Genomic DNA, 18847 nt, shown 5'->3' on the forward strand with positions numbered 1-18847 from the left:
TCTCTATCCTCCTTTTACCCCGACTCTTTTGCTGTTTTTTGAGCTAAATCGCGTTAGCATGAGTAAGAACTCACTTATCTCGGGGATCCTATGGCTATCAAACTCATTGCAATCGACATGGACGGAACATTGCTGCTGCCCGACCATACAATTTCTCCGGCGGTTAAACAGGCCATTGCGGCTGCGCGTGAGCGTGGCGTGAAGGTGGTGCTGTGTACCGGTCGCCCGTATGCAGGTGTTCATAACTACCTGAAAGAGCTGCACATGGAGCAGGAAGGTGATTACTGCATCACCTATAACGGCGCGCTGGTTCAGAAAGCCAGTGATGGCAGCACGGTGGCGCAAACGGCGCTGAGTTATGACGATTATCGCTACCTGGAACAACTTTCCCGCGATGTGGGTTCTCACTTCCACGCGCTCGACCGCAACACGCTGTACACCGCTAACCGTGACATCAGCTACTACACGGTACATGAATCCTATGTCGCCACCATCCCACTGGTATTCTGCGAAGCGGAAAACATGGCGCGTGATATTCAGCTGCTGAAAGTGATGATGATCGACGAACCCGCCATTCTCGATAAAGCCATCGCCCGCATTCCGGCGGAAGTGAAAGAGAAGTACACCGTGCTGAAAAGTGCGCCGTACTTCCTCGAAATCCTCGATAAACGCGTCAATAAAGGCACTGGTGTGAAATCTCTGGCCGATGCGTTAGGCATCAAGCCGGAAGAGGTAATGACTCTCGGCGATCAGGAAAATGACATCGCAATGATTGAATACGCCGGTATGGGCGTGGCAATGGAAAACGCCATTCCATCGGTGAAAGAAGTCGCCAACTTCGTGACTAAATCTAACCTGGAAGATGGCGTTGCCTACGCGATTGAGAAGTTTGTTCTGCAATGATGTAAACAAATAGACTTTGCTATACCCTGATGTCACCAACGCGCATCAGGGTATCTTCATGAAACAAATCACCTTCACCTCCCGCCATCACCAGCTCACCAACACCCAAACCTGGACACCGGACAGCGAATGGCTGGTATTTGATGTACGTCCATCCGGCGCGTCGTTTAGCGGAAAAACCATTGAGCGCGTCAATATCCACAGCGGTGAAACCGACGTGATTTATACCGCCCCCGATGGCGCGCATGTTGGCGTGGTAACGGTGCATCCGCAGGACGAACGTTATGTGTTTATTCATGGCCCGGAAAACCCTGATGATTCATGGCACTACGATTTCCATCACCGCCGTGGCGTGGTGACGTTTCAGGGCGAAACCCAAAATCTTGATGCAATGGATATTACCCCGCCGTTTACGCCGGGTGCGCTGCGCGGCGGAAGCCACGTCCACGTTTACAGCCCAAATGGCGGGCTGGTCAGCTTCACTTACAACGATCACGTCATGCATGAGCGCGATCCGGCTCTGGATTTGCGTAATGTTGGGGTTGCCGCGCCGTATGGGCCGGTCACGCCGCACGGCTTTCATCCGCGCGAATATGCCGGCAGTCATTGGTCGGTTCTGATGAGCCAGACCACACCGACGCCGCAGCCCGGCAGTGATGAGATTAATCGCGCCTACGAAGAAGGCTGGGTGGGCAATACGCAGCTGGCTTTTATTGGCGACACGCTGTCGCTGAATGGTGAAAAGGTGCCAGAGCTGTTTATCGTCACACTGCCCACGGACGAAGCGGGCTGGAAGCTAGCGGGTGATGCGCCACTGTGTGGCACGGAAAATAGTCTGCCCGCGGCGCCTGCCGGAGTGGTTCAGCGTCGTCTGACGTTCACCCACGACCGCACATATCCCGGCCTGGTTAACGTGCCGCGTCACTGGGTGCGCTGTAATCCGCAGGGCAATAGCATTGCGTTTCTGATGCGAGATGATGCAGGCGTGGTGCAACTGTGGCTGATTGCGCCAGAAGGCAGTGGAATGCGGCAATTAACGCAGTGCAGCGGAATTCAGTCGGCGTTTAACTGGCATCCGTCAGGCCAGGGCTTAGGATTTGTTCTGGAAGGCAGGATTGCGATGTGCGATGCCCAGAGCGGAGACATTCGCTTTTTGACGGCCGATCATGAAAATCCGCCGTCAGGCGATGCGGTGGTCTTTTCTCCGAACGGACGGGTGGTTGCCTGGATGCAGGAAACCCACGGCTATCGTCAGCTATGGGTTACGCAAACAGGCTGCTGAGTTACGGAGCGGGCATCGCCGCAGGCGGGATAACGGCGTTCATCGCCTGCGTTTGCTGCTCGCTCTTTTCAACCCGAGATCGGACAGAGTTATCTTTGCGGAACAAGTCCCACGGTATCAGCAGCGTATCGGCAACGGCGGTCAACGGCATATCAAGAGCGACCAGAGATTTGGTCCCCCAGCCTGTCGTTTCATCGCTAAGCATCTCCGCACTGGCACGCGTTCCAGGATACGTCCCTTCTTTGCCACCAGTGTGAGACATCACGCTGGAGCACCCTGCCAGAACCATCACCCCTGAGTAAAAAACAGGTATCAAAATTAAATTTTTCATCATGCGATATCATCATTGTCGGCACGCGAAATGCCTCTCTATCGGGTTATAACGGCCCGCTGATAAAATAAATAGTCCGGAAACGGCGCTCTGTGGCGCTTGTCTCATTTTCCTTTCCAAAGCTGTACTCCAGTCTAAGCCTTACAGCCGAAAGTGCAAAAAAGTAAGACCGTTAGCCTTGATAAACGTTCAAAGGATCCCATTTTAAGAGTGTGACCCGATAACGAACATGCCTGAGGGGTGTTCGGGGCGCGTGACCTGTCCATTGTGGAAGGTCTGTAAATTCTCGCTGATTTCAGGAGCTTTTTTATTATGCGTAACTACGATCTTTCCCCGCTGTATCGTTCCGCGATTGGTTTTGACCGTCTTTTTAATCTGCTCGAAAACAACCAGAGCCAGAGCAACGGCGGATATCCTCCGTATAATGTTGAATTAGTGGACGAAAATCATTATCGCATCGCCATTGCCGTCGCAGGTTTTGCAGAAAGCGAGCTAGATATTACCGCTCAGGACAATCTGCTGGTGGTGAAAGGCTCTCACCCTGACGAACAAAAAGAACGTTCTTATCTGTATCAGGGCATCGCCGAACGTAACTTCGAGCGCAAATTCCAGCTGGCAGAAAATATTCACGTAAAAGGTGCGAACCTGGTGAATGGCCTGCTGTATATCGATTTGGAACGCGTGGTGCCAGAAGCCAATAAACCACGCCGCATCGAAATTAATTAATTCCGACGGGCGGGATACGCCGCCCAACAATAAACCCATGCTCGCCGTAAGGGAGCAACTGCGAGTCCAGAACTTGCAGGCACACACTCGCTTCTTAGAAGGAGAAATACCATGCGTAATTACGATTTAACCCCAATGCTTCGTCAGTGGATTGGCTTCGACAAACTGGCCAATGCGATGCTTAATACTGGTGAAACTCAGGGTTTCCCGCCATATAACATCGAAAAGAGCGACGATAACCACTATCGCATTACACTGGCGCTGGCCGGGTTCCGTCAGGACGAATTAGATGTGCAGCTTGAGGGCACACGCCTGACGGTGAAAGGCACGCCGACAAAACCTGAAAAAGAGCCTTCTTACCTGCATCAGGGTCTGGTGACGCAAGCGTTCAATCTGAGCTTCACGCTGGCGGAACATATGGAAGTCACTGGCGCGACCTTCACCAACGGTCTGCTGCACATTGATTTGACCCGCAACGTGCCGGAAGAAATCGCCCCGCAGAGAATCGCTATCAGCGAACGCCCGGCGTTAAACAGCTAATCGTCCATTGCCGCAGAAGCCCCGCCAGTCGGGGCTTTTTTGTGCGCCACGATCCATACAGCCCTCGCGATTTCTGCAAGAATCCCTTCAGTCAGTAATGTTATTCACAGGGAAAATACGATGAGTGAGATAGCATTGACCGTCAGCGTGTTGGCGCTGGTGGCGGTTATAGGGCTGTGGATAGGCAATATCAAAATTCGCGGCGTTGGGTTTGGTATCGGTGGAGTGCTGTTCGGCGGCATTATCGTTGGCCATTTTGTCGAGCAGGCCGGCGTCACGCTCAGCAGCCCCATGCTGCACTTCATTCAGGAATTTGGCCTGATCCTGTTCGTCTACACCATCGGTATCCAGGTCGGTCCGGGTTTTTTCGCCTCGCTAAGGGTTTCCGGCCTGCGGCTTAATCTTTTCGCCATTCTCATTGTGCTGATTGGCGGTGTGGTCACGGCTTTACTGCACAAACTGTTCGCCATTCCGCTGCCGGTGATGCTCGGTATTTTCTCCGGCGCTATCACCAACACGCCTGCGCTGGGGGCCGGACAGCAGATTTTGCGCGATCTTGGCGTGCCGTTCGACGTCGTCGACCAGATGGGAATGAGCTACGCGATGGCCTATCCGTTTGGGATTTGCGGCATTCTGTTGACCATGTGGCTGGTTCGTCTGTTCTTTCGTATCAACGTCGAAAAGGAAGCGCAGCAGTTTGATTCCAGCGTCGGCAACGGCCACGCGAATCTGCACACCATCAATATCCGCGTCGAAAACCCAAATCTCAACGCGCTGGCGATTCAGGACGTGCCAGTGCTCAATAGCGACAACATTATCTGTTCGCGGCTCAAGCGCGACGACATGCTAATGGTGCCAGCGCCGGGCACCTTGATTCAGGTCGGCGATTTACTGCATCTGGTGGGCCAGCCTGTGGATTTGCACAATGCGCAGCTGGTGATCGGTAAAGAAGTGGAAACCTCGCTTTCAACGCGCGGAACCGACCTCAAAGTGGAGCGCGTGGTCGTCACCAACGAGAAGGTTCTGGGGAAGAAAATCCGCGACCTTCACTTTAAACAGCGTTATGACGTCGTGATTTCGCGACTGAATCGTGCGGGCATCGAGCTGGTCGCCAGCAGTAATGCCAGCCTGCAGTTTGGCGACATTCTCAATCTGGTAGGGCGTCCGGCGTCGATTAACGCGGTGGCGGCCGAAGTCGGTAACGCTCAGCAAAAATTGCAGCAGGTGCAAATGCTGCCGGTATTTATTGGCATCGGGCTTGGGGTACTGCTCGGGTCCGTACCGCTGTTTATTCCAGGGTTTCCGGTGGCGTTGAAGCTTGGTTTGGCGGGCGGGCCGCTGATTATGGCGCTGATCCTCGGGCGTATCGGCAGCATCGGCAAGCTGTACTGGTTTATGCCGCCGAGCGCTAACCTCGCGCTGCGTGAACTCGGCATTGTGCTGTTTCTGGCGGTAGTGGGGCTGAAATCTGGCGGGGATTTTGTGCGTACGCTCACCGAAGGCGACGGCCTGAGCTGGATTGCCTACGGCATCGTCATCACCGGTGTACCGCTGCTGACGGTCGGCATTCTGGCGCGGCTGCTCGCTAAGATGAACTACCTGACGCTGTGTGGGATGCTCGCCGGGTCGATGACCGACCCCCCGGCGCTGGCCTTCGCCAACAATCTGCATGCCACCAGTGGCGCGGCGGCGCTGTCATACGCCACGGTGTATCCGCTGGTGATGTTCCTGCGCATCATCACCCCACAACTTCTGGCGGTGCTATTCTGGGGCATGGGTTAACGGACTTTCCAGGTGGATGCGCCGCAGATGGTAATCCACCTGGTATTCGCTGGTATTTCTGAACATAACGGAATAATTAAGATACTCGCCGCTATCACTGTAGGAAAGTGAGGTGATACGTAATAGCAGCGTCTGTTCCGGCACATTCAGCTGCTGTGCCAGCTGCTTATCAGCCAGCACCGGCGACAGGCTTTCATAGTTTCCGGTGATGGTTATCCCGCACTCATTCTCGATGTAATCAAACTTCGATCCCTCCAGATGAATAAGCGACAGATTACGGAACAGCTTCACCGGCATATAACTGTCTTCCAGCATCAGCGGCTTACCGTCGACGTAGCGCACGCGGCGTGAAAAATAGATACGCTCGTTTATCTGAATGCGTAGCTGGCTGGCGATAGCGGGCGGAGCGGGCATCACTTCAAAAATGAGCACCTCGCTTCGGACCTCTTTTCCCTGCTGACGCAACACTTCCACCAGCCCGGTCAGATTGGTCGTTTCATGATAAACGTCCTTACGCGTCACGAAAGTGCCGCTGCCATGACGGCGCTCCACAAGCCTCCAGGTCACCAGCAAATCAATGGCTTTACGGATGGTCATGCGTGCCACCTCAAACTCATCTGCCAGTTTTTTCTCCGCGGGTAATGGGCTACCGATACTGAATTCGGAAGAGTTCAGGCGCAGGCGTAATCTTTCCGCGATAGATTTGTAGATCATCTGAAAACCTCTTTATCAACAAGATGTGTCGCGGAACGCGTCTGGATATAATGATCCAATCGATATTCACTGGTATTACGATACATCACAGAATAATTCACAAACTCATTTTGCTTGCTATAGGTGAGAGAGGTGATGCAAAGAATAGGTGTGTTTTCTTTAATGTTTAGCAGCATGGCAACCTCCGGCTCCACCAGAACTGGTGTCAGGCACTCATAATTCCCACTGATTTCAATGTGACATTCATTTTCAATATAGTGAAATTTTGATCCTTCAAGGTGAGACACGGAAAGATTGCGGAATAAATGTGCAGGCATATAGCTGTCTTCAAGCATTAATGGCGTGTTGTTAACTGAGCGCATTCTTCTTGAGTAAAAAACGGTATCACCCGGTGCTATTTCTAATTGTGCTGCGATAGCCGCTGTTGCGGGTTGGATTTGAAAAATAAGGACCTGGCTAATTATTTTTCCACTGAATGCTTTCATCGCTTTAAAAAAACCGGCGAGATTTTTGGTATCCGGATAGACATTTTTATGAAGGATGAAGGTACCACAGCCACTTTTGCGGAATACGAGCCCCGCGTCGATTAACTGAACGATGGCTTTACGCATTGTCGTTCTTGCGACGCCGAATTCTTCGGCGAGTTTATTCTCACCGGGAAGGGCGCTTCCGACCGCATACTCACCCGTGCCTATGCGAATACGTAACGTATTCGCAATGGATTTGTAGATCATAAATAGACCTCTTTTCTTGCCATGACATGTTGCAATTACGTATTTATCTTTTTGTAAATATTGATTTTTTTTGTCTTTGTTGTTTGGGCCATTCTAACCTGTATACAAAGAGGCTGAAAACTATACAACTTTCATAAATTAAAATTATGAGCATCATCACAAATAAAATTTTAAAAACAGAGTTTGTTTGTTTGAGTGCTTTATTGTCAACGCGTACTTTCTTTTTGATGATTTATGGCGGGTTGATGATTAAAACATAAGGATTGAAAATGCTTAGTCAAATTCAACGTTTTGGCGGGGCGATGTTCACCCCTGTATTATTATTTCCCTTTGCTGGTATTGTTGTTGGTATTGCAATCATGTTGCAAAACCCCTTATTCGTCAGTGAGTCACTAACAGCCCCTGATAGTCTTTTTCACCAAGTTGTGCATATTATTGAAGAAGGTGGGTGGACGGTTTTTCGTAATATGCCGCTTATTTTTGCTGTAGGTCTGCCGATTGGCCTGGCCAGACAAGCACCGGGCCGTGCCTGTCTGGCGGTGATGGTCAGTTTTTTAACCTGGAATTATTTTATTAATGCAATGGGGATGACCTGGGGTTATTATTTTGGCGTTGATTTTAACATCGATCCCGTAGCCGGAAGTGGTTTGACGACCATCGCCGGAATTAAAACACTCGATACCAGTATTATCGGTGCGATTGTTATTTCAGGCATCGTGACAGGTCTCCATAATCGCTATTTTGATAAACCATTGCCGGTATTCCTCGGTACGTTCCAGGGCACATCATTCGTGGTGATGATCGCTTTTTTAGTGGATGATTCCATGCGCCTGGCTCACGCTTTTAGGCTGGCCGAAAGTACAGATGGGCATTGAGTCTCTGCAGGCGTTTTTGCGTAGCGCCGGGGCTGGGGGTGTCTGGCTTTATACCTTCCTGGAACGCTTGTTGATCCCCACCGGATTGCATCACTTTGTGTATGGCCCGTTTGTTTTTGGTCCGGCGGCGATAGAAGGTGGGATTCAGGTTTATTGGGCTCAGCATTTACTGGAGTTTAGTCAGTCGACTGAATCCCTGAAAACGCTGTTCCCGGAAGGAGGCTTTGCCTTGTTCGGTAACTCAAAAGTCTTTGCCGCGCCGGGGATTGCTATGGCGTTGTACTACACCGCTGCCCCGCAGAACCGCAAAAAAGTGGCGGGTCTGCTTATTCCTGCGGCGCTCACCGCCGTGCTGGTGGGGATCACCGAACCGCTGGAGTTTACCTTCCTGTTTATCTGCCCGCCGCTGTTTGTCCTGCACGCAATACTGGCCGCCACTATGGCGACCGTCATGTTCGTCGCGGGTGTTTCCGGCAATATGGGTGGCGGGTTAATCGACACCATCCTGCCGCTGGACTGGATCCCGATGTTCCATAACCACTCGGGGATGATTTTTACTCAAATCGCCATCGGCCTGGCCTTTACCGGAATTTATTTCGTGGTTTTCCGCACCCTTATCTTGCGCTTCAACATCAAAACGCCGGGCCGCGAAGATAGCGAAATCAAACTCTACAGCAAGGCCGACTACAAGGCGCGTCAGCAAACCCCCGCCTCGGCGGCAAAAGAGACTCAGCGCGGCCAGGCGGCAGGCTTCCTTGAGGCGCTCGGTGGAGCGGGCAATATTCTCAGTATCAATAACTGCGCCACCCGCCTGCGTATCACCCTTGCCGACCCGTCTCAGACGCAAAGTGACGACATTTTCAAAGCGCTGGGTGCACACGGTGTTGTACGGCATGGCGATGCGATCCAGGTCATTGTCGGTCTGAATGTTCCCGTGGTGCGTGACCAGCTAGAAACTCTGATGAATGACACATCCTTAACCGAAACCAAATCCATGACGGAGGCAGTATCATGAAAAAATTCTCTATCGTTGTAGCCGGTGGCGGCAGCACCTTTACCCCCGGTATTGTCCTGATGTTGCTGGCAAACCAGGATCGCCTGCCGCTGCGTGCACTGACGTTTTATGACAACGATGGTGCACGTCAGGAAACCATCGCTGAAGCCTGCAAAATCATCCTTCAGGAGCAGGCACCGGATATCAAATTTAGCTATACCACCGACCCGAAATCCGCGTTTACCGATGTGGATTTTGTGATGGCGCATATTCGCGTTGGCAAATATCCGATGCGTGAGCAGGACGAAAAAATCCCGTTGCGCCACGGTGTGCTCGGCCAGGAAACCTGCGGGCCGGGCGGGATTGCCTATGGCATGCGCTCCATCGGCGGCGTGCTGGAGCTGGTCGATTATATGGAACAGTATTCACCCAACGCCTGGATGCTCAACTATTCGAACCCGGCGGCGATTGTAGCCGAAGCGACGCGTCGACTGCGTCCGAACGCCAAAATCCTCAACATTTGCGATATGCCGATTGGCATCGAAGGTCGCATGGCGCAAATCGTGGGTCTGAAAGACAGAAAACAAATGCGCACGCGCTATTATGGGCTGAATCACTTTGGTTGGTGGACGTCGATAGAAGACCTGGAGGGCAATGATTTAATGCCGAAATTACGCGAGCATGTGGCGAAATTCGGCTATGTACCGCCATCTAACGATCCGCATACCGAAGCGAGCTGGAATGACACGTTCGCCAAAGCGAAGGATGTTCAGGCGCTGGACCCGGATACCATGCCGAATACCTATCTGAAATATTACCTGTTCCCGGATTACGTCGTTGAGCATTCAAACCCGGCGCGGACCCGCGCGAATGAAGTGATGGATCACCGTGAGAAGCATGTGTTTGGTTCCTGTAATGCCATTATTCAGGCGGGTAAATCGTCTGCAGGAGAGCTGGAAATCGACGAACACGCGTCGTATATCGTTGATTTAGCGGCAGCCATCGCCTTTAACACCCAAGAGCGGATGTTGCTTATTGTGCCGAACAATGGCGCTATCCATAACTTTGACGCCGACGCGATGGTGGAAATTCCGTGTCTGGTGGGCAAAAACGGGCCGGAGCCGTTGGTCGTGGGGGATATTCCTCATTTCCAGAAAGGACTGATGTGCCAGCAGGTGGCGGTTGAAAAATTGGTGGTTGATGCCTGGGAACAGCGCTCGTATCAGAAACTGTGGCAGGCGATCACGCTGTCTAAAACGGTGCCAAGTGCGTCCGTCGCGAAGGCGATTCTCGATGATCTGATTGAAGCCAATAGGGCATACTGGCCAGAACTTCACTGACCCCCATGCTACTCAGCCTGCGCCTTCATAACCGTTGAAGGCGTCAGGTTGAAGCGGCGCTTGAACGCTTTGCTGAAGTGGAACGAATCAAAAAAGTTAAGCATATCCGCCACTTTGCCCACCGTCTGCCCCTGTTGTTTGAGCAATGAATGCGCCAGATCCAGCCGCGCATCGAGGTAATACTCTTTTGGCGTTTTACCGGTATAGCGTAAAAACAAACGCCGCAAATATTGCTCACTGCACTGCATCTTTTGCGCCATCTCCTTCACGCTCCAGTTTTTTTGCAGGTCGCTATGCAGCATCGAGAGTAATTTCTCAATCTGAATAAGAACTGCATCTTTTTTACCATTCTCTGAAATAAGACAAATCCACTGGTATATTATTTTGGTGAGAAATGCGACTGCCAGATTGTTTTTAAGCGGTGATTTTTGGGTGATCATGAACGCTACTTCGGCTAATTCCTGATTAAACACGTCACCGTTATATATTATACCGGTTTGTAATAGCGGAATTTCCATCACGCTTGTAGGGATAAATTCCATCCAGTATTGTTCCCAGACTAAACCCTCGCAGTGATAAGACTGAATGTCCATCGGATTCAGGAAGATAACACAATTACCGTTAAGCGTTATTTCACTGCCGTCGCGTAACAGCAGTTTGCCGCAGCCCTGAAGGGTGTAGATGGCGACCCACGAGTTAGGGATCAGCGGTTTTTTCTTATCCCTGGGCCATATTACCTTATAACTTTCATCCGCCAGCGTATGCCAAAGTGAGATAAGTGAAATCCCGCTGGAGATCACATTTTCGTCAAGAACCAGCGGAATATTGTAGGTGGTTTCGTTTTTTACATTTGAAAGAATAGTTTTTCCATTCATTTTATTTCGCCGGTGACCAATTATCAGCCCAACCCATAAAGGGGATCATAACCCTGGCATAATAAAACGTTAAAGGGCTGTATGATGAACATTCAACAAATTGTGAGCTTTATAGGATTTACCCTCCTGGTTGCCGTCATCACCTGGTGGAAAGTTCGAAAACAGGATACCGGTTCAGAACAAGGATATTTCCTCGCAGGACGTTCGTTAAAAGCGCCGATAATTGCTGCCTCGTTAATGCTGACCAACCTCTCTACCGAACAGCTTGTGGGGCTTTCCGGCCAGGCCTATCGCAGCGGCATGTCGGTGATGGGCTGGGAAGTCACCTCCGCGGTAACGCTTATCTTCCTCGCGCTGATTTTCCTGCCGCGCTACCTGCAACGCGGCATTGCCACCATCCCGGATTTTCTCGAAGAGCGGTACGACAAAACGACCCGCATCATCATCGATTTCTGTTTTCTCATCGCCACCGGCGTGTGTTTCCTGCCGATCGTCCTCTACTCCGGCGCGCTGGCGCTCAATAGCCTGTTTCACGTCGGCGATTCACTGGGTATTTCTCAGGGCGCGGCGATCTGGCTGCTGGTGATTTTGTTAGGCGTGGCGGGCATTCTCTACGCGGTTGTTGGCGGAATGCGCGCAATGGCAATAGCCGATTCAATTAACGGCATCGGCCTGGTGATTGGCGGCCTGATGGTGCCAGTCTTTGGTCTGATCGTGATGGGCGGCGGCAGCTTTTTTCAAGGGCTGGAAAGGCTCACCACCGTACACGCCGAAAAGCTGAACTCCATCGGTGGCAGTCATGACCCGCTGCCGATTGGCGCGGCATTCACCGGGCTTATCCTTGTGAACACCTTCTACTGGTGCACCAATCAGGGCATGGTTCAGCGCACGCTGGCCTCGAAAAGCCTTGCTGAAGGGCAAAAAGGTGCGCTGCTGACCGCGGTGTTAAAAATGCTCGACCCGCTGATTCTGGTGCTGCCTGGGCTTATCGCGTTTCACCTGTTCCAGGATTTACCGAGCGCCGACATGGCCTATCCGGCGCTGGTCAGCAAAGTGCTGCCCGTGCCGCTGATCGGCTTTTTTGGTGCGGTGTTATTTGGCGCGGTGATCAGCACCTTTAATGGTTTTCTCAACAGCGCCAGCACGTTGTTCAGCATGGGGATTTATCGCCGCATCATCAATGAAAACGCTCAGCCGGATCAGCTTGTGCGCGTAGGGCGACGCTTTGGTTTGCTCATCGCCGTTTTGTCATTGCTGGTTGCGCCGTGGATAGCCAACGCACCGCAAGGACTCTACAGCTGGATGAAGCAGCTCAACGGCATCTACAACGTGCCGCTGGTGACCATCATCATCATGGGCTTTTTCTTCCCGCGCATCCCGGCCCTTGCCGCCAAAGTGGCGATGTTCCTCGGTATATGCAGCTATATCACCATCAACTACCTGGTGAAGTTCGATATCCATTTCCTCTACGTGCTGGCCTGCACCTTCTGCATCAACGTGGTGGTTATGCTGGTGATTGGTGCCCTTAAACCCCGCGCCACGCCGTTCAAATTTCACGATGCCTTTGCGGTGGATATGCAGCCGTGGAAAAACGCGAAGATTGCCTCAGTGGGCATTCTGTTCGCGATGATCGGGGTGTATTCCGGGCTGGCGCAGTTCGGTGGCTATCACGTGCAGTGGCTGACCATTCTGAGCTACGGCATCACCGCCGCGGTGGTGGTGTATCTCATTTTCTCTCGCTGGCAGGCGCGCCGCGTTGAGCCTGCCGTTTTCGCTTCAGACATTAAGGAGAAGCCATGAGCCGCCCGAATTTCCTGTTCATCATGACCGACACACAGGCCACCAACATGGTCGGGTGTTACAGCGGTAAGCCGTTGAATACGCAACATATCGACAGCCTGGCCGCGGAAGGCATCCGCTTTAATTCCGCTTATACCTGCTCCCCGGTCTGTACGCCCGCGCGCGCCGGGCTATTCACTGGAATTTATGCCAATCAGTCCGGGCCGTGGACCAACAACGTCGCGCCGGGGAAAAACATCTCCACCATGGGGCGCTATTTCCAGGATGCGGGCTATCACACCTGCTTCATCGGCAAATGGCATCTCGACGGGCACGACTATTTCGGCACCGGCGTGTGCCCGCCGGAATGGGACGCGGAGTACTGGTTCGACGGCGCGAACTATTTGTCAGAACTGACCGAAGAGCAGATCAGCCTGTGGCGCAATGGGCTGAATAGCGTGGAAGATTTACAGACGCATCAGATAGATGAAACCTTCACCTGGGCGCATCGCATCAGCAACCGGGCGATTGATTTTCTGCATCAGCCAACACGCAGCGACGAGCCGTTCCTGATGGTGGTCTCCTACGACGAGCCGCATCATCCGTTCACCTGTCCGGTGGAGTATCTGGAGAAATATCAGGACTTTTACTACGATTTGGGCGAAAAGGCGCACGACAGTCTGGATGGCAAACCGCTGCATCATCGACTGTGGGCGGAAGCGATGCCTTCGCCCGTCGGAGAAGATGCCCGTTATCACCATCCAATGTATTTTGCCTGCAATGATTTTGTCGACGATCAGATTGGCCGGGTGATTAACGCCCTCACGGCCGAACAGCGTGAAAACACTTGGGTGATTTATACCTCGGATCACGGCGAAATGATGGGCGCGCACAAGCTCATCAGTAAAGGTGCGGCGATGTACGATGACATCACCCGCATCCCCCTGATTATGCGGCCTCCGCACGGGGAACCGACGCAGGTGAACACACCCGTCAGCCACATTGATTTGCTGCCCACGATGATGGCGCTGGCGGGCATTCATCAGCCCGACATTTTGCCTGGTGAAAATATACTGCGCGCCAATGCCGATCGTGGGGTGATGGTGGAATTTAACCGCTATGAAATCGAACACGACAGCTTCGGCGGTTTTATTCCGGTGCGCTGCTGGGTAACGGAGCGCTGGAAACTGGTGCTCAACCTGTTTACTACGGATGAACTGTACGACAGACACAGCGACCCGAATGAACTGCGCAACCTGATTGAAGATGCCGACTACGTCAGTATTCGCGATTCGATGCACGACAGCCTGTTGGATTACATGGATAAAATTCGCGATCCGTTCCGCACCTATCAGTGGAGTTTGCGTCCGTGGCGCACACAGGCGCAGCCGCGCTGGATGGGCGCGTTCCGCCCGCGGCCGGAAGATGGTTACTCGCCGGTGGTGCGTGACTACGATACCGGCCTGCCCACTCAGGGTGTTAAGGTGGAAGAGAAAACGCAGAAGTTTTGATGACCGGTTTCGCCCTCTCTCACGGGAGCGGGCGAAGGCGTAAAGGAGCAGAAATGAAAATATCCCGCCTCGGTGAAGCGCCGGATTACCGCTTCTCGTTGGCTAATGAGCGCACCTTTTTGGCCTGGATCCGCACCGCGCTCGGCTTTCTGGCGGCGGGCGTCGGGCTTGATCAGCTGGCGCCCGACTTCGCGACGCCGCTCATCCGTGAAGTGTTGGCGCTTTTGCTGTGCCTGTTTGCGGGTGTGCTGGCGATTTACGGCTATCTGCGCTGGCTGAATAACGAAAAAGCGATGCGCCTGAAAAAGGATTTGCCCTACACCCGCGGGCTGCTGATTATCAGCGTCGCGCTGCTGGCCGTAGCGGTGGCAGTCATGCTGCTGGTGTTTTATGCCGGATAAACGCAAAGCCCGTCGCGAAAGCGATCCGGGTTTGCAGCCGGAACGCACCTCGCTGGCCTGGTTACGTACCCTGTTGGGCTACGGCGCGTTGATGGCGCTGGCTGTCAAACACAGCTGGCATCGCGCGGGTACGCCGTTCTGGCTGTCGTTGGCGGTGCTGGCGCTGGTGGCTGCCGTTCTCTGGCGATATACCCGGCAGCGGAATTTGATGGCGGAAGAAACGTCTGATTTTTTACATCCGCGCGCGGTACGTGACAAATTTATGATCTCCCTCGCAGTGCTCTCCCTCGCAATATTGTTTGCTGTAACGCATCTTAAGCAAATCGTGCTGTTTATCAAAGGAGTCACATGACAGGCTGTCACGTCATGGCCAAACCGGCCAGTTCGCGCTGTAACCTTCACTGCCGCTACTGCTTTTACCTCGATAAACCCCAACAAACTGACATGAGCGATGCCACACTCGAGGCGTTTATTCGCCAGCAGATTGAGGCACAGCCAGGGGATGATGTGCAGTTTGCGTGGCAGGGTGGTGAGCCGACGCTGTGTGGCGTGGATTTTTTCCGCCGCGTGGTGGCGCTACAGCAGCGGTATGCCGGTGAAAAGCGCATCTATAACGCCTTTCAGACCAACGGGATTTTGCTGAACGATGAATGGTGCCGCTTTTTTAAAGCGCACGGTTGGCTGGTGGGTATCTCGATAGACGGACCCGCGGAAATGCACGACGCCATGCGCGTCAGCCGCAGCGAAAATCCGACTCACCAGAGGGTGCTGCGCGCCATTGAAACCCTGAAAGCGCACAACGTTGAGTTTAACCTGCTGGTGGTGGTGGGCCGTCATAACTGCGCGAAGCCGCAGATGCTGTACCGCTATTTGCGTGAGCTTGGGACGCCGTTTATACAATTCATTCCGCTGCTGGAGATGAACGATGATCGGACGCCGGACGAACACTCTGTTCCTTCCGATGCGTGGGGAGCGTTTCTGCGCGGCGTGTTTGATGTGTGGGTACGGAAAGATATCGGCCGCATATTTGTGCAGCTGTTCGATTCAACGCTTGGCATATGGAACGGGTTTTCCTCACAAATGTGCGCCATGAGTGAAACCTGTGGCCACGCGTTTGCGCTGGAAAGTAACGGCGACGTGTATCAGTGCGATCACTACGTTTATCCGTCGTACCGTCTCGGCAATATCCATCATCAAACGCTGAGCGACATAAACGCCAGCGACGCCGCGCGTGATTTTGGCCTCGACAAAAAGCGGACCATCAGCAACGAATGCCGCACCTGCCACGCATTGCGCCTTTGTAACGGTGACTGCCCAAAACACCGCGACGCCAGCGGGAAAAGCGCGCTCTGCGAAGGATATCTCGACTTTTTCAGCTATACCGCGGCGTACATGAAAGTCATGCGCGACTTAATTCGCCATCAACGTTCGCCAATGGAAATTATGACGATGTTAAAATGACTCAGCAGGCCCGGCAATTGTGCTCTACCGGGCCTATCTCCGTCTTAAATCGTCTGCTGATGCTGATTAAACCGTGAAGCCAACGGCAGCCAGCATAGCAATATCAACAGTCCCATCAGCGTCATCAGCAAGCCCAGACTGCTTTGTCCGGTTTGCGGGAGCAGCGCGGAAAGCCAGGCCAGCGCACCGGAACCGATGTTCTGCAAGCCGCCGATCAAAGCTCCGGCTGTTCCAGCGAGAAATGGGAACGGCTCCATTGCGCCGCTGGTAGCGAGCGGGAACAGCATCCCGGCACCGAAGAAGAATAGCGCCGCAGGGACCAACAGCGTCCAGACATTCATCACCCCGAGGAGGCCTGGGATCCACATCATCAGCCGCGCCAGCAGACAGCTAATGACCGACTGCCACATCATGCTGGAGAAGCGCTTGTTCTGGCGTCCGGCGAACCAGGCGCCGAAAAACGCCGCCGGGATCGGCAGAATAAACAGAATACTCACCACCATACTGCTCAGCCCAAGCCCTGCACCCAGCAGCACGCCGGAGCAAGCTTCGAACACTGCAATTCCCGCCAGGCCGCCAATCAGCATCATCACATAGCAGGTGAACGGCCCGTTGCCGAGCAGCGTTTTATAACGTGTGGTAAAGCGGGTTGGCGGCGCATCCTGGGGACGCGTTTCCGGCATCCAGCGCGCCATGCTCAGCGTCACGCCCATACACAGCACCAGCAGGAAACCGTAGCACGCGCGCCAGCTCCAGACTGTATCGAGCATCCCGCCAATCAGCGGTGCCAGCAGCGGGCTAACCAGAATGCCCATGTTCAGCAAACTGTTCGCATGGCGCAGCTGTGTGCCTTCATACAGGTCGCGCGGCAGGGTGCGCGCCATGACGCCGCCCACGCCGGTGCCCATGCCCTGCAGCGCGCTGGCGGCAATCAGCATCGTCAGGCTGTTCGTGGTCATGGCAATAACCGTCGCCAGCATAAAAATCGTCATGCCGACGAGGATAACCGGTCGGCGGCCCACGCGGTCTGAAAGCGGACCGTAGAATAATTGCGACACACCGTAGGTCAGTAGATATGCGGCCATGACGCTTTGGACCGCACCTTCACGCACGTTCAGTTCGCGCGCCATGTCAGCAATGGCTGGAATATAAATGGTTTGCGCCATCTGACCGACGGCGACCAGCAGCACCAGCATCAGCAGCAAATTGACGTTCTTATGCCTTTTCATTCGATGATTACTTTGTGAACGGTTAAAAAGAAAGAATATGTGACTGCGGAATCAGCAAAGTCCGCGAGGAATCTACCACAGTAAAATGACAGAACAACCACAGGTGAAGGATTGACGAAGCGGCATCAGGCAGGTTTTGTAAACGATATTCGGCAACAATTGTTGCCAGAGTGGATCAGGACAGGCGCAGCAAAATCGCGCCGAGAGCTATCCCGCAGGCAGCGGTCAGGCGCAGCCACGTCACCCGTTCTTTGAGGATCACCAGGGCGATGACCGCGCCGAACAGAATTGAGGTTTCACGCAGCGCCGCCACGACCGCCAGCGGAGCCTGAGTCATTGCCCACAACGCCAGACCATAAGAGCCCATGGTGCCGAGCCCGCCAAAAATGCCCTTCTTCCAGTGAAGTCGCATGTAGCGGGAGACCTCGAGGCGGCGAGAAATCATCGCCCAACCGAGCAGACAAAAACCGTTCATCAAAAATGTCCACAAGGTATAGCCGAGCGCGGAGCCGGAAAGCCGCACGCCCGTGCCGTCGACCAGCGTATAACTGGCAATGAAGCTGGCGTTGATCAGGGCCAGCGTCACCCCTTTTCTTGAGCCACTGCGCCCATTTAGCGCCATCGCCAAAATCGACAGGCAGATAACGCCAATACCCATCCATGCCAAAGAGGAGAGCTGCTCGCCCGGTAAAAACAGGCTGACCATCGCCACCAGCAACGGCGCGGTGCCGCGCATCAGTGGGTAGGTCTGGCTCATGTCTGAGACCTGGTAGGTTTTTGCGACCAGAACGGTATAAACCACCTGTAGACCGCAGGAGAGAATCAGCCAGGGCGCGCTGGCCAGCGCAGGTTGTGGAGAGAAGGGCAGCAACACAAAGGCTATCAGCGATGCGGAACCGCTCACGCTGATGGCGGAGTAGAGTTTATCGCTCCCCGCTTTGACGATGGCATTCCAGCTGGCGTGTAGCAGGGCGGCAAACAGCAATACAAAGAATACGGTAAGAGTCATGGCGCGCTTTGCAGTGAAGTGTCACAAGACTGTAACATTCCCTGTGCGATCAACCAACGACAGAGCGAAAACCGCCAAAGCACGATGAACGGTTGAAAGAGGGGCGGTTGCCCGCCCCTCTTTGGTACGGCCTGAACCTGATTACCGGAAGGTTTTCAGGACTGCATCAAGCAGTTGCAGCAACGCAACCATGAGTTTCAGGACCAACACTGCCAGTTCCACTCCACCCATACGTTTCTCCTGTAGTGTAAGGAGAACTTCCGGCTGATTTACCTTTCCGCTGCCTGTCATCAGCCGTGTTGTTGACGTAACACAGTGTGCTCTCCTGGGGGTTAAGGCGCTGACGGCACCACCCGTTTCA

General features: G+C 53.5%; 18 protein-coding genes, 1 pseudogene and 1 other annotated feature. Of the genes and pseudogenes, 12 read left to right on the forward strand and 7 right to left on the reverse strand.

All coding sequences use genetic code 11. The features are described 5' to 3' along the window. Window positions 1–90 precede the first annotated feature (90 nt). Together yidA and MUU51_RS10035 are read left to right on the forward strand one after the other, a co-directional pair. Window positions 91–903, forward strand: coding sequence for a sugar-phosphatase (gene yidA / locus MUU51_RS10030; RefSeq protein ID WP_159768879.1), 813 nt, complete (start codon window positions 91–93; stop codon window positions 901–903). Window positions 904–961: 58 nt separating this feature from the next. Next, complete coding sequence (locus MUU51_RS10035) at window positions 962–2185, forward strand: YidR family protein (RefSeq protein WP_258967685.1); 1224 nt, start codon at window positions 962–964, stop codon at window positions 2183–2185. 1 nt (window position 2186) lies between these two features. On the opposite strand, the gene MUU51_RS10040 is transcribed toward MUU51_RS10035, so the two are convergent. After that, window positions 2187–2519 carry a YceK/YidQ family lipoprotein gene (locus MUU51_RS10040; RefSeq protein ID WP_159768885.1) on the reverse strand — a complete coding sequence of 111 codons (333 nt, stop codon included), beginning with the start codon at window positions 2517–2519 and terminating at the stop codon, window positions 2187–2189. A 241-nt stretch (window positions 2520–2760) separates the two neighbouring features. Next, window positions 2761–2835 (forward strand) — a sequence feature (ROSE (Repression Of Heat Shock gene Expression) occurs in the 5'-region of heat shock genes and acts as an RNA thermometer to modulate expression.). On the opposite strand from MUU51_RS10040, the gene ibpA reads away from it, so the two are divergent. From ibpA to MUU51_RS10055, 3 genes are all read left to right on the forward strand, one after another. After that, window positions 2829–3242, forward strand: a complete 414-nt coding sequence (ibpA, locus tag MUU51_RS10045; protein WP_258967686.1) for a small heat shock chaperone IbpA — start codon at window positions 2829–2831, stop codon at window positions 3240–3242. It overlaps the preceding feature by 7 nt. Before the next feature lie 111 nt (window positions 3243–3353). Further along, window positions 3354–3782, forward strand: coding sequence for a small heat shock chaperone IbpB (ibpB, locus tag MUU51_RS10050; protein ID WP_159768888.1), 429 nt, complete (start codon window positions 3354–3356; stop codon window positions 3780–3782). Between the two features lie 120 nt (window positions 3783–3902). Beyond that, entirely contained in the window at window positions 3903–5564 is a 1662-nt protein-coding gene (locus tag MUU51_RS10055) for a putative transporter (protein ID WP_258967687.1), read from the forward strand. Here the strand turns inward: MUU51_RS10055 and MUU51_RS10060 are convergent. Together MUU51_RS10060 and MUU51_RS10065 are read right to left on the reverse strand one after the other, a co-directional pair. Next, a complete protein-coding gene (locus tag MUU51_RS10060; protein ID WP_159768894.1) occupies window positions 5544–6278 on the reverse strand; it encodes a GntR family transcriptional regulator in 735 nt (244 codons plus the stop codon). The genes MUU51_RS10055 and MUU51_RS10060 overlap by 21 nt on opposite strands. Next, window positions 6275–7012, reverse strand: coding sequence for a GntR family transcriptional regulator (locus MUU51_RS10065; RefSeq protein WP_159768897.1), 738 nt, complete (start codon window positions 7010–7012; stop codon window positions 6275–6277). Before MUU51_RS10065 ends, MUU51_RS10060 begins: the two co-directional genes overlap by 4 nt. Window positions 7013–7281: 269 nt before the next feature. Here MUU51_RS10065 and MUU51_RS10070 point away from each other — a divergent pair. Together MUU51_RS10070 and MUU51_RS10075 are read left to right on the forward strand one after the other, a co-directional pair. After that, window positions 7282–8902, forward strand: a pseudogene (locus MUU51_RS10070) (alpha-glucoside-specific PTS transporter subunit IIBC). Further along, complete coding sequence (locus tag MUU51_RS10075; protein ID WP_159768903.1) at window positions 8899–10221, forward strand: 6-phospho-alpha-glucosidase; 1323 nt, start codon at window positions 8899–8901, stop codon at window positions 10219–10221. The pseudogene MUU51_RS10070 and the gene MUU51_RS10075 overlap by 4 nt, the downstream one beginning before the upstream one ends. An 8-nt stretch (window positions 10222–10229) precedes the next feature. Here MUU51_RS10075 and MUU51_RS10080 read toward each other — a convergent pair whose 3' ends face one another. Next, window positions 10230–11096, reverse strand: coding sequence for a helix-turn-helix transcriptional regulator (locus MUU51_RS10080; protein WP_258967688.1), 867 nt, complete (start codon window positions 11094–11096; stop codon window positions 10230–10232). Between the two features lie 84 nt (window positions 11097–11180). Here MUU51_RS10080 and MUU51_RS10085 point away from each other — a divergent pair, with 84 nt between their 5' ends. Genes MUU51_RS10085 through MUU51_RS10105 form a run of 5 tightly spaced genes read left to right on the forward strand, consistent with a single transcriptional unit; the run spans window position 11181 to window position 16248 of the window. Next, on the forward strand, window positions 11181–12896 hold the full coding sequence (locus MUU51_RS10085; RefSeq protein ID WP_159769755.1) for a solute:sodium symporter family transporter: 1716 nt from the start codon (window positions 11181–11183) through the stop codon (window positions 12894–12896). Continuing rightward, complete coding sequence (locus MUU51_RS10090; RefSeq protein ID WP_258967689.1) at window positions 12893–14386, forward strand: sulfatase-like hydrolase/transferase; 1494 nt, start codon at window positions 12893–12895, stop codon at window positions 14384–14386. The genes MUU51_RS10085 and MUU51_RS10090 overlap by 4 nt, the downstream gene beginning before the upstream one ends. A gap of 53 nt (window positions 14387–14439) precedes the next feature. Further along, a complete protein-coding gene (locus MUU51_RS10095; protein ID WP_258967690.1) occupies window positions 14440–14787 on the forward strand; it encodes a YidH family protein in 348 nt (115 codons plus the stop codon). Then, complete coding sequence (locus MUU51_RS10100) at window positions 14777–15139, forward strand: DUF202 domain-containing protein (protein WP_159768915.1); 363 nt, start codon at window positions 14777–14779, stop codon at window positions 15137–15139. The genes MUU51_RS10095 and MUU51_RS10100 overlap by 11 nt, the downstream gene beginning before the upstream one ends. After that, on the forward strand, window positions 15136–16248 hold the full coding sequence (locus tag MUU51_RS10105; protein ID WP_258967691.1) for an anaerobic sulfatase maturase: 1113 nt from the start codon (window positions 15136–15138) through the stop codon (window positions 16246–16248). Before MUU51_RS10100 ends, MUU51_RS10105 begins: the two co-directional genes overlap by 4 nt. A 44-nt stretch (window positions 16249–16292) precedes the next feature. Here the strand turns inward: MUU51_RS10105 and emrD are convergent, their stop codons facing one another. From emrD to tisB, 3 genes are all read right to left on the reverse strand, one after another. After that, window positions 16293–17477 (reverse strand): multidrug efflux MFS transporter EmrD, encoded by a 1185-nt coding sequence (gene emrD / locus MUU51_RS10110; RefSeq protein ID WP_258967692.1) that lies wholly within the window; start codon window positions 17475–17477, stop codon window positions 16293–16295. Between the two features lie 175 nt (window positions 17478–17652). After that, a complete protein-coding gene (locus MUU51_RS10115) occupies window positions 17653–18486 on the reverse strand; it encodes an EamA family transporter (protein WP_258967693.1) in 834 nt (277 codons plus the stop codon). Between the two features lie 141 nt (window positions 18487–18627). Then, window positions 18628–18717: a type I toxin-antitoxin system toxin TisB gene (tisB, locus tag MUU51_RS10120; RefSeq protein ID WP_159768927.1), complete on the reverse strand. Its 90-nt coding sequence runs from the start codon at window positions 18715–18717 to the stop codon at window positions 18628–18630. Window positions 18718–18847: the final 130 nt, after the last annotated feature.

The organism is Scandinavium manionii, from assembly GCF_024764775.1.
Lineage (GTDB): Bacteria > Pseudomonadota > Gammaproteobacteria > Enterobacterales > Enterobacteriaceae > Scandinavium > Scandinavium manionii.